General features: G+C 45.5%; 7 protein-coding genes. All 7 read right to left on the bottom strand.

Going from position 1 to position 12,099, the window contains the following annotated elements; translation table 11 throughout:
- Positions 1 to 153: 153 nt before the first annotated feature.
- Positions 154 to 1,503, bottom strand: coding sequence for a GH1 family beta-glucosidase (locus P5G61_RS24340; RefSeq protein WP_301248793.1), 1,350 nt, complete (start codon positions 1,501 to 1,503; stop codon positions 154 to 156).
- 16 nt (positions 1,504 to 1,519) lie between these two features.
- A complete protein-coding gene (locus P5G61_RS24335) occupies positions 1,520 to 3,901 on the bottom strand; it encodes a glycoside hydrolase family 95 protein (protein WP_301248791.1) in 2,382 nt (793 codons plus the stop codon).
- Positions 3,902 to 4,169: 268 nt separating this feature from the next.
- Positions 4,170 to 5,867, bottom strand: a complete 1,698-nt coding sequence (locus P5G61_RS24330; RefSeq protein WP_435874283.1) for an ABC transporter substrate-binding protein — start codon at positions 5,865 to 5,867, stop codon at positions 4,170 to 4,172.
- Between the two features lie 328 nt (positions 5,868 to 6,195).
- Positions 6,196 to 7,896, bottom strand: a complete 1,701-nt coding sequence (locus tag P5G61_RS24325) for an ABC transporter substrate-binding protein (protein ID WP_024631418.1) — start codon at positions 7,894 to 7,896, stop codon at positions 6,196 to 6,198.
- Between the two features lie 380 nt (positions 7,897 to 8,276).
- Positions 8,277 to 9,965, bottom strand: coding sequence for an ABC transporter substrate-binding protein (locus tag P5G61_RS24320; RefSeq protein ID WP_301248790.1), 1,689 nt, complete (start codon positions 9,963 to 9,965; stop codon positions 8,277 to 8,279).
- Between the two features lie 184 nt (positions 9,966 to 10,149).
- Positions 10,150 to 11,052, bottom strand: coding sequence for a carbohydrate ABC transporter permease (locus tag P5G61_RS24315; protein WP_024631420.1), 903 nt, complete (start codon positions 11,050 to 11,052; stop codon positions 10,150 to 10,152).
- Between the two features lie 15 nt (positions 11,053 to 11,067).
- Positions 11,068 to 12,051 (bottom strand): ABC transporter permease, encoded by a 984-nt coding sequence (locus tag P5G61_RS24310; RefSeq protein ID WP_094937065.1) that lies wholly within the window; start codon positions 12,049 to 12,051, stop codon positions 11,068 to 11,070.
- Positions 12,052 to 12,099: the final 48 nt, after the last annotated feature.

The raw sequence follows: 12,099 nt of genomic DNA, 5'->3' as shown, positions 1-12,099 counted from the left end.
GAAACAGTCCAGAGCTTATGAAACCTTTATGAACATAAAGGGTCTTTGCTGAAATAATAAAAAAGGACGGTGCTCGGATTTCCGAAGCCGCCGTCTTTTTTTCTGAGCAAACATTAATATCCTGCATCTAACAATTAAACAAATGTTATTATTTCATTTAATTCGAGTTTCCAACCAATTGTTTTTGATGACATTCTGATACCAATAGAAGCTTTCTTTGGGTGTTCTGACCAAGGAACGGTAATCCACATGCACAAGACCAAAGCGCATACGGTATCCTTCCGCCCATTCAAAGTTATCCATCAAAGACCAAGCCATGTAGCCTTTCAGGTTGATCCCGTCGTTGATAATTCGATGAATTTGCGTTAAATGCTGCTCATAATATGCAATTCGGCGATCATCATTTATTTTACCGTTCTCCAAATCATCATTGATGCAAGCACCATTTTCTGTGATGTAAACATCCACATTTCCGTATTTTTGCAAATAATGCATGAACTCATACAGTCCGCGTGATTCCACAGGCCAACCAATATCGGTCTTGGTAAGTCCCATATCGACCTCTTCGGATTGCAATGCACCCGCCTCGGGATTGAAACGATTGATCCCCATGGTGTAGTAGTTAATTCCTAGAAGATCAATGGGCTGCGAGATAATTTCCATATCGCCTTCCTGAATCGGGACAGTCGCACCAGCCTTTTCAAACCAGTCAACCATAAATTGTGGATAAGATCCTTTGTAGATCGGATCCAGGAACCAATCTGTATTCAGTGCAATCGCCCGATCACACGCTGCCTGATCTTCCGGAGATTTGCTGTAAGGCTCAGCCCAGCATACATTGGGAGCAATACCAATCTGTCCTGTTGTTCCCAAGCGACGGAACGATTGCACGGCTTTACCATGGGCAACCAACAGTCCGTGCGCAACATTAATCGATGTTTGCAGGTCCTTGTTGCCAGGAGCATGAATACCGAGCAGGTTGGACAGAAACGCAATACACCAAGGTTCGTTGAAGGTTAGCCAAAAATTGATTTTCCCGGAAAACTCCTTGAAGATGACTTCAGCATATTTGACAAACGCATCAACCGTCCTGCGGTTGCCCCAACCTCCAATATCCTCCAGCGTCTGAGGCAGGTCCCAATGATACAGCGTACAGAAAGGTTCGATTCCCGCTTCAAGCAGCTTATCCACGAATCGATGATAGAAGTCCAGACCTTCCCGATTGATCTCGCCGTCTCCATCCGGAATAATACGCGGCCAGGCAATGGAGAACCGATAGGTATTTATACCAAGCTTTTTCATCAGCTCGATATCTTCCTCGTAGCGATGGTAGCTATCACAAGCCACATCACCGTTGTCTCCATTAAACACTTTGCCAGGCGTACGAGCAAACGTATCCCAGATGGATACCCCGCGCCCGCCTTCCTGCGCAGCACCTTCTATTTGATAAGAAGCTGTTGCTGTTCCCCAGCGGAAATCTTGTGGAAATTGAAAAATTGTCATCGTTTACTCCTCCGTCTCATGATGACACGCGGATCCTCTGTCCTGCGGTCATGGTTAAAATAACTACATAATCACCTTGAGGTGTAAGCTGCGCCTTGGCCTTGTCGTTTCCTTCCACATGCAGTGGAAATGCGCTTCGAATGGTTACCGAACCATCGTAATCAGCCTTAATTTCGGCGCTTGAGAGTCTGCCATCTGTCCACTCGATTGCCACTGTGTATGAACCACGTGCTCGAAGCCCCTTCACACTGCCACTGGCCCAGTTCTCAGGCAGTGCTGGCAGCAGATGTAATTCTCTCAAGTGGCTTTGTAACAGCATCTCGGCAATACCGGCAGTACCACCAAAGTTGCCATCAATCTGGAACGGTGGATGATCATCGAACAGATTGGGATGCGTGGATCGGGCCAGCAGCGTACGGACAAACTGATGAGCCAGCTTGCTATCCAGCAGCCTCGCATACAGATTGATCAACCAGGCACAGCTCCAACCCGTATGCCCGCCACCTCGTGCGATGCGACGTTCAAGTGACACTCGTGCTGCTTCCACCAGTTCCGGTGTATCCAGTCGATTGATCTGCTCCCCCGGATACAGACCATACAGATGGGAGACGTGACGATGCCCAGGTTCGGATTCAGCAAAATCCTTAAACCACTCCTGCAGCTGCCCCTCGCTTCCGATACGGAATGGATAGAGTTTGCTGCGTGCCTCGTTCCACTCATTCGCCAGTTGATGATCCACTTCGAGCAGTTGAGCTGCCTCAATGCATCGATCGAACAACTCACGAATTAAAGTCATATCCATCGTCGAAGCCATGGAGATGCTGCGGGCTTCACCATCCTCGGTGAGGAACTTGTTCTCTGGAGAGGTAGATGGAGCTGTAACCAGATATCCGTCCGGTCCCTCTACCAACCAGTCCAGACAGAAGAGTGCCGCTTCCTTCAGGATTGGATACGCACGTTCTGCGAGGAATTGACGATCGCGAGTAAACAAATAATGCTCCCATAGATGTGAAGTCAGCCACACACCGCCCATCGGCCAGAACGCCCAACTTGCGTCCCCGCCTGTAGGCGTGGATGTCCTCCAAATATCCACATTATGATGGGCTGTCCAGCCGCGCGCTCCGTACAAGATGCGTGCCGTTCTTCTCCCCGTATCGCTTAGATCCTCCAACAAGCCAAACAGTGGCTCATGGCATTCGCTCAGGTTGCATACTTCTGCCGGCCAGTAATTCATCTCGGTATTGATGTTAATCGTGTAATCACTGTGCCACGGTGGCTCCACCTGTTGGTTCCAGATTCCCTGCAGATTGGCAGGCTGGCTTCCTTTACGTGAACTACCCATTAACAGATATCTGCCGTATTGAAAATAAAGAGCCTCCAGACCGGGATCATTAGCTCCTGCCTGATAAGCTCGCAGCCGCTCATCTGTAGGTAATTCTTCATTCGCTGATGCGCCGAGATCAATAGATACTCTTGAAAATAAAGCACTATGATCCATCACATGTCGCTCTCGAAGTGCTCTCATGCCATGAGTCATCGCTTTGCTGATTACCTCTTTGCATTCCTGTTCCAGCAGCACGTCATCCTTCACAGGCGCCACATCGTAGCGTTCAAAGGAGGTCACCGCTGCCAGGTAAAAAATAACCTGGTCGGCTCCCTGAATATGAAGTCTCCCGTCCTTAACCGACACTTCGGCGTTCTTGCCCGTCGCAGTCGCGGCCAATTGCACAGCATAAGCCGTTCCCCGATCTTCTTCGTAGATGACAGACTCTGGATGATCCCTGAAATAATTCGATTCAACATGACTCGGACAGCGACTAAACAATGTAAGTGCATTGCCCGAAGTTTGCACGTTATACGGATGTGGACTGTCCAGCGTAACGCTGACATTAACAGCTCCCTCACGATCGGCAGTGATGGTACAGACCATGAGGTCATCCGGTGCACTGGAATATACCTCACGTACATAACGAATCCCTTTATACGAATATTTCGTCGTTGTAATCCCGGTGTGGAGACTAAGCTCCCGCTCAAATTCATCGTATGGGATCTCATCCAGTTCAGCGTGCTGCAGCTTAAAGTGACCCATCGGCTGGTACGCTTCCACATCTCGTCCAAGCATTTCGCGGTTCAGCAATTCTTCAGCTTCGCTATATTGCCCGGACATGATTAGTTCACGGGTCTGTTTCAGGTAACGCTGACTGCTGTACTGAATGGTGTCCCGTGGAAACCCGGACCACAATGTATCTTCATTTAGCTGGATTTGTTCATCTGCTGCTCCGCCATACACCATACCTCCGAGGCGACCATTCCCGATAGGCAGTGCCTCTTCCCAGCGAGTGGCCGGCTGACGATACCACAGACGGTTTTCTTTTGTTCTCTCATTGAATGGGGACATAGATAACTCCTGTTCATGAATCAGCTATTTTTTGTTTTGTAACTAAAACGTTTTCGTAAAATGCAATAAAACACATATTTTCCGATTAAAAGTGGCCTGAACCTGTGTTACAGACATGACCAAAGTGTCGATTATCTGAAAGTGCTTACAGTAAGAAAATTATATTGGATTTCGAATTTTGCGTCAATGTTAAACATCACATGGAATGCAAAAAAGACCCTTGGTCAGGGCCTTATTTTGTATATCAATCTAATTACTTAAACTTCTGTTAGTTTACGTCTTTTCCTGTCCACAGGGACACGCGATCCTTAACCCAAACGGTGTACTGTTTCTCCATTTCGACTGCACCTGCTTTATCCAGTTCAGTCAGGAAACCATCATATACTTTATCGAAGTCTTCTGGCTTGGAAAGAACAGCTTCAGGAATACGTTTGCGCACGATATCCTGTGTTTTTCGGAACGTTACCTCATATTCTGTACCTGAAGGTACAGGCATGTTGTATGCTGCGCCCCAGTCTTTCAGTTGCAAATCATCCTCAGAAGGATAGAATTCTTTCCATGTTGTAATGCCATATGCTTTCAACGTTTCTTTCTCTGCCGCAGTATAACCAGCCTGGATCTGCTCAGGGAAGTTCGTTGTGTAATAGTTATCCGTGGAATCTTTCACGCCATCACCATATCTCGCACTAAACACGCTATACATTCCGATTCCTGTTTCTTTGGTGAAGTTAGAGTTGTCATTGGTTTTACGGTCCTGGATGTCTTGAGGGATCACCCGTTGACCATTTTCTACATTGTAGTGCTCGCCTTCAATACCCCAGTTTCTCAGCACCTGACCTTCGTCTGAAGCGAGCCAGTCCATGAATTTGATAATGCGAACCGGATCTTTAGCAGAAGTTGTGATGCCGATGCCATATCCGTCAAATCCGGTTGGCTGGAACGTATGGTCCACAATATCCTTGTTCAGAGATACAGAGAAGTGAGCATATGTGCTGTCATCTTTGCCTGCTGATTTGAGTGCATTTTCAGCCTCTTGGTAGTTCCACTCTTGGTCAATCAGACCGAGTACACGGCCACTTGCAATTTTGGATTTATATTGGTCATCCTTTTGGACAAATGTATCTTTGTCCAGCAGTCCTTCATTGTACATATGATTCAACCAGCGGAAATATTCTTTCTCCTCAGGACGTTTGTAATGGAGCGTAGCTTCATACGTCTCAGGATCAATGTAATATTCTCCATCATCCGGTGCTCCTGTTGCCTGGAATGCCGGGTTCGTTACGGTAATCATAATCTTCCAATCATCTGCATTCAGCGTCAATGGAATGGTTGGTTGTCCATCAATCGTTGGGTGTTTTTTCACATATTCTTTCAATACATTCTCGTAATCCTCAAGCGTTTTCACTTCAGGGTATCCGAGCTCTTTTAGTACTTTTTGCTGAATTTCGAATCCACCTGTTGCGTCAAACGCAACATTATCGACACCCATATTCGTTGGGATTGTATAAATGGCCTGATCTTCCGAACTGTATTTCAGCCGGTTCATCTGGTCCCCATATATTTTTTTCAGGTTTGGAGCATGCTCCTCAATCAGATCCGTCAGGTCAAGCATTGCCCCTGCATCTACCAGTTTAGACAAGTTCCCTTTTGGGAAAACAACATCAGGGTACTCGCCGCTAGCCGCCATAAGTGCAATTTTCTGGTCTCCACCATTGTTTACATCATACTCCGCTTCAATCGTAACGCCTGTTTGCTTCGTAATCTCTTTACCAACTGCATCCTGCATCTTGTTCCAGGTTGGACTTGCATCCGCACCAAAGAATGTGATGGTGACGGGTTCGGTTCCGCTGGACTCGGAGGCTTCTTTACTTCCCGAATTTCCGCAGCCAGCTGTAACCAGCATTGCACTTGCGAGCATCAACATTGCAAACGTCTTGGGTGTATTGCCTTTCATTTTGCCTCTCATTGTCTAGTCCCCCTATTATTATGAAGGTTTTATCTGTATAACAGGCTTTAGGCCTGAGGATACCGCCGTAAGACACATTTCTGTATGCGCTTACTAAAAATTAAATTTGTACTCTTTTTTATCAGAACCTAAACTCATGAAAACTCTCTTCTAACATCCGTAAAACGTTTTCGGAAAATAATTTAAAACGCTTACTGAAAGTGCTTACATTAACGATTATATGCTATTCATCCCCTTTCGTCAACAACAAAAAAGGCCCCTTTATAGGGGCTTTAAAGGGACCCATTTTGCTTTGAAAATGATCGTTTATCCTGCCTTATTTTCAGTATTATTTCACGTCTTTACCTGTCCAGAGAGATACACGTTCCTTGATCCAAACGGTATATTGTTTCTCCATGTCTACCGCACCTGCTTTATCAAGTTCAGCCAGGAGATCATCATACACTTTGTCGAAGTTCTCAGGTTTGGCAAGGATGGCTTCAGGGATACGTTTACGGATAATGTCCTGCGTTTTCTGGAACGTTACGTTATAATCCGTATCGGAAGGTACAGGCATGTTATATGCTGCGCCCCAATCTTTCAGCTTCAAGTCGTCTTCAGAAGGATAGAAATCTTTCCACGTTGTAATGCCATAGGCTTTCAATGTTTCCTTCTCTGCGGCAGTATAACCTGCTTGGATCTGCTCAGGGAAGTTCGTTGTGTAGTAGTTACCTGTGGAATCTTTGACACCATCGCCATATCTAGCGCTGAAAATGTTGTACATTCCGATACCAGTTTCTTTGGTGAACGCCGAGTTGTCATTGACTTTGCGGTCCTGCACATCAGCAGGGATTACACGGTTGCCATTTTCAACGTTGTAATGTTGGCCTTCAATACCCCAGTTTCTCAACACCTGGCCTTCATCCGAAGCGAGCCAATCCATGAATTTGATAATACGTACAGGGTCTTTTGCCGTTTTCGAAATTCCGATGCCATATCCATCAAATCCAGTTGGTTGGAACGTATGATCCACAATATCCTTGTTGAGGGATACAGAGAAGTGAGCGTACGTATTCTCCCCATTGTTAACGGATTTCAAAGCATTCTCAGCTTCACCATAGTTCCATTCCTGGTCAATCAGCCCCAGTACCCGACCGCTAGCGATTTTGGATTTGTATTGGTCATCCTTTTGCACAAATGTATCTTTGTCGAGAATGCCTTCATTGTACATTTTGTTCAACCAGCGGAAGTATTCTTTCTCCTCTGGACGTTTATAGTGCAGCACCGCTTCATACGTTTCAGGGTTAATGTAATATTCACCGTCATCCGGTCCACCTGTTGCCTGGAAGGCTGGATTCGTTACCGTAATCATAATCTTCCAGTCATCTGCATTCAGCGTCAGTGGAATGGTTGGTTGTCCGTCAATGGTTGGATGTTTTGCATAATATTCTTTCAGAACTTTCTCGTAATCCTCAAGTGTTTTCACTTCTGGGTAGCCAAGTTCTTTCAATACCTTTTGCTGAATCTCGAATCCGCCTGTAGCATCAAACGCAACATTATCTACACCCATGTTTGTTGGGATCGTATAAATGGACTGATCTTCCAAACTGTATTTCAGACGGTTCATTTGGTCCCCATAGATTTTTTTCAGGTTTGGTGCATATTTGTCAATCAGATCTGTCAGGTCAAGCATCGCATCTGCATCCACAAGCTTAGATAAGTTACCTTTAGGATAGATAATATCAGGGTATTCACCGCTGGCAGCCATCAAAGGTATCTTTTGGTCGCCACCATTATTCACATCATACTCAGCTTCAATTGTAACACCTGTTTGTTTCGTAATTTCTTGGCCGACTGCGTCCTTCATGTTGTTCCAGTTTGGACTTGCGTCAGCACCAAAGAACGTAAAAGTAATTGGACTGGTCGTATCCCCTGTATCCGTTGGTGTCTCTGAAGCCGTAGTTCCTCCTCCGCCGCTGCAACCTGCTGTAATAGCAAGAGCGCTGGCTAACAGAAGCATTGCGAATGTTTTTGGTGTTTTGCCCTTCATGTGTAATCCCCCTTATGGATAAAATGAAGCTATCTATTGTAGAACAGGCTGACCTGCACATACCGATATCGGTGATTCTGATTGTAAAACGTTTGATTTTATAACATAAAAAGCGTTTTCTAAAATGAAGTGAAAAACCACACTCTATTCAACAATTCGGGATGCTATTCCTTACCCATTCTGACTGAAGAGATTCATGAACAAGTCCTGATAAACCAGTAATGAAAGTGCTTTCATAATTGAATAATAATCCCTCTAAAAGTCCTTGTCAATAGTGAATTAACAAAATTGAAAACGTTTTTCGGAAAACGTTTTAGGCATAAAAAAGAACCCAGTTTCCTGGGCCCTTTCTTTCAAAAAAATCAGTCTGCTAAAACGCATTATTTACTTTCTTCACCGCTCCACAATTGAACACGGCTTTGGACAAGTTCAGTGTATTGTTTTTCCATGTCCTCTGCTCCGGCTTTGTTAAGCTCAGCAATCATCCCGTCATAAATGGCATCGAATTGTTCAGGGGAACTGAGTATTGCTTCTGGAATCCGTTTACGGATAATATCCTGTGTTTTTTGGAAAATAACGTTGTAATCCGAGTCACCTGGAGTCGGCATATTGTACGCTGCTCCCCATGGTTTAACCGGGAACTCATCTTCACTTGGGAACAGATCTTTCCACGTTGTTGCTCCGTATGCTTTGAGTGTCTCTTTCTCCGCATCGGAATAGGCCGCTACAATCTGTTCAGGAAAATTCGTTGTGTAATAGTTATCCGTTGAATCTTTGACACCATCTCCATAGTGACCAGACATATTGGTGTAGAGGCCAATACCTGTTTCCTTCTGGAATACGGCAGCATTATTCGTTTTTTGGTCCAGCACATCCGCAGGAATCACACGTTTGCCATCTTTCACTTCGTACTGCTTGCCTTCAATACCCCAGTTCATCAGCACTTGACCTCCCTCAGAAGCCAGGTAATCAAAGAATTTGATTGTACGAACCGGGTCCGGATTCGATGTTGTAATCCCTACACCCCATCCAGATACAAAACCAGGGTCCTGGAAGGAATGATCCTTGATATCTTTAGACAGAGTTACCGGGAAATGTGAATAGGTAGCTTCGTCTTTACCCGCTGCTTTCAATGCGTTCTCCGCATCGGAATAACCCCAATCCTGGTCAATGACGCCCAGTACACGTCCACTTGCAATTTTGGATTTGTATTGATCCGTTTTCTGTACGAAGCTGTCCTGATCGAGCAGTCCTTCTGCGTACATATGGTTCAACCAACGGAAATACTCTTTCTCTTCCGGACGTTTGTAATGCAGACTTGCCTCATATGTCTCAGGATCAATGTAGTACTCGCCATCATCGGGCGCGCCTGTTGCTAAGAATGCCGGATTCGTTACGGTAATCATAATTCTCCAGTCATCCGCATCCAGGGATAACGGAATCGTTGGTTGTCCATCAATCGTTGGATGTTTCTCCTTATATGCCTTCAATACATTTTCGTAATCCTGGAGCGTACGTACTTCAGGGTATCCCAGCTCTTTCAATACACGCTGTTGAATCCCAAATCCACCGCCTGCATCAAAATACTTCTGGTCTACCGCATAATACGTAGGCAGTACATAAATCCCTTGATCTTCGTTGCTATATTTCAGCCGGTCCATGTAATTACCATACAGCTTCTTCAGATTGGGAGCATATTGCTCAATCAGATCAGTCAGATCGACCATGGCCCCAGCATCCACGAGCTTGCTTAGTTCACCTTTGGGTGACACGATATCTGGATAATCTCCGCTTGCTGCCATCAAGGATACTTTATCCTGACCACCACTGACAGCAAATTCACCGTTAAGGGTTACTCCTGTTTTCTCTGTAAGGACTTTCCCCACTTCATCCTTCATACCGTTCCAGTTCGGACTGGGATCGACGCTAAAAAAGTCAAAAGTAATCGGAGATGTATCCCCGCTTGTGTCCTTAAACGACGTATCGCCGCTGTTTCCTCCACCGCAACCTGCGAGCAAAGACATCGCAAGCACTGGAGCCAGTGCAATCTTCATTTTGTTTCTTGCCATAATGGTAATCCTCCCGTTTCATATGTCTGTCTATTCGGGACTTTTTAGTCCCTGTCTATAACTTCATGGATGCACTCCGCAGCCCTATACGGTGAAGCGCATACCTAATGGCTGCGCTTCGGGCATCCTGATGCTTCTTTTATAAATGTACGGCCGCTCTATGTGGCAACCTGTACAGACTTGCTTATGCTTTTACTGCACCCAATGTCATACCGCCCACAAAATACTTCTGCAGGAACGGATACACGATCAGGATTGGAACCGTAACAACAATCGTAATTGCCATCTTGATGGATTCCGGTGAAATCTGTGTCATCTGCTGAGCCATGTCATTGGCATTTCGTCCGGCACCTGAGCCTTGCTGTGTACTTTGCAGTACTTTCATGAGCTCGTACTGGAGCGTTGTCAGATGAGCCTTTGAACCATTATACAGGTACGTATCGAACCAGGCATTCCACTGGCCTACAGCCAGGAACAACGCGATGGTTGCAAGTACCGGTTTACAGAGCGGCAAAATGATTTTGTAATAGATCTTAAAGTCATTCGCACCATCCAGCTTCGCTGATTCCTGTAAGGCATACGGCAGGCCATCAATGAAGGAACGGATGATGAATACGTTAAACGCACTGATCATACCTGGCAATACATATACCCAGAATGTACCGATCAGGTTCAGGTCACGCATCAGGATGTACACCGGAATCAGACCACCGGAGAAATACATCGTGAGTGCAAGTGTAGTCGAAACAAATTTTCTCAGTTTGAAGTCAGGCCGACTCAGTGTAAATGCAATCATTGAGGAACTGATCAAGCCGAGCAATGTACCTACAATGGTACGCAGAATGGAAATCTGCAAACCTTGCAGCAATCCTTCGTATTGGAAAATGGTTTTATAGTTCTGCAATGTGAATTCGCGAGGCCACAAGTAAATTCCACCACGTACGGTATCTGTCGAGTTATTGAGCGAGATAGCCAGTACGTTCAGGAATGGATACAGTGTTACAATCAGCACCAGGGTCATCGCGAGGATGTTGAATATATCGAACAGCTTATCGCCCCGAGTAGCATTGAATGCTTTGTTCGCCATAATGTCGTCCCCTCCCTACATGATGCTTTCTTTGGTGAATTTTTTGAACAATCCGTTCGCTGTAAACAGAAGGATGATACTGACAACGGAATTGAATATGCCTATGGCTGTACCATACGAGAATCGTCCCATATTCAAACCATAATTGAGCGCGTATAGATCAAGAACTTCCGAGTAGTCGGTGACTAGACTGTTGCCAAGCAAGAACTGCTTCTCGAAACCGATACTGATCAGATGCCCGATCGACATGATGAAAAGTACGGAAATCGTGGTCCGTATGCCTGGCAGCGTGATGTGCCACATTTGTCTCCAGCGGTTCGCTCCATCCACACGGGAGGCTTCGTAGAGCTCTTGGTCAATACCTGTAATAGCTGCGAGATAGATAATGGCATTCCAGCCCGTTTCTTTCCACATATCTGAAGCGGTTACAATGTACCAAAACAAGTTCCCCTTGGCCATGAACTGGATCGGCTGGTCAATAATGTTTAGGTTTACCAAAAGATCATTGATAATCCCTCCATCGGTGGAGAGCATCTTGGTAATAATCCCTGCCACTACGACCCAGGATACAAAGTGAGGCAGATATGATACCGTTTGCACGGCACGCTTGAAGAACATGCCTTTCATCTCATTCAAGAGAATCGCAAAGAAAATCGGCACGATAAAACCGATAACCAGTCCCATCAAGCTCATTGCAAGCGTATTTCGAAGTACCAGATAGAAGCGATCATCACTGAACAGCTCTGCAAAGTGTTTAAAACCAACCCACTGTTGATCGCCGAACGATCTGGCCGGTTTATAGTTTTGGAAAGCCATCGTCCATCCCCATAGTGGCAGATAGTTAAATACAAAAACCCAAACTACGAATGGCAATGACATGAGATAGAGATACTTTTGCTGTTTCATGCTGTCCCAAATTCTGTTCCGCCGTTTTTGTGTTGGCGGATTGGGGTCACTGCTTCTTTTCGCGGAAGCGGATTTTTTTGTTAGCGTTTCCATCTCCGTTCCCCCTCCTCTGTTTTATAAAATAATCATACCTGATAGAGC

The organism is Paenibacillus vandeheii, from assembly GCF_030433635.1.
GTDB lineage: Bacteria > Bacillota > Bacilli > Paenibacillales > Paenibacillaceae > Paenibacillus > Paenibacillus vandeheii.
This window is presented reverse-complemented; position numbering and strand designations above follow the sequence as displayed.

Bases quoted from the DNA above. Each gene is read 5' to 3' on its own strand.
- P5G61_RS24330 (WP_435874283.1), bottom strand. From the start codon at position 5,867: ATGAGAGGCAAAATGAAAGGCAATACACCCAAGACGTTTGCAATGTTG.
- P5G61_RS24340 (WP_301248793.1), bottom strand. From the start codon at position 1,503: ATGACAATTTTTCAATTTCCACAAGATTTCCGCTGGGGAACAGCAACA.
- P5G61_RS24335 (WP_301248791.1), bottom strand. From the start codon at position 3,901: ATGTCCCCATTCAATGAGAGAACAAAAGAAAACCGTCTGTGGTATCGT.
- P5G61_RS24310 (WP_094937065.1), bottom strand. From the start codon at position 12,051: ATGGAAACGCTAACAAAAAAATCCGCTTCCGCGAAAAGAAGCAGTGAC.
- P5G61_RS24320 (WP_301248790.1), bottom strand. From the start codon at position 9,965: ATGGCAAGAAACAAAATGAAGATTGCACTGGCTCCAGTGCTTGCGATG.
- P5G61_RS24325 (WP_024631418.1), bottom strand. From the start codon at position 7,896: ATGAAGGGCAAAACACCAAAAACATTCGCAATGCTTCTGTTAGCCAGC.
- P5G61_RS24315 (WP_024631420.1), bottom strand. From the start codon at position 11,052: ATGGCGAACAAAGCATTCAATGCTACTCGGGGCGATAAGCTGTTCGAT.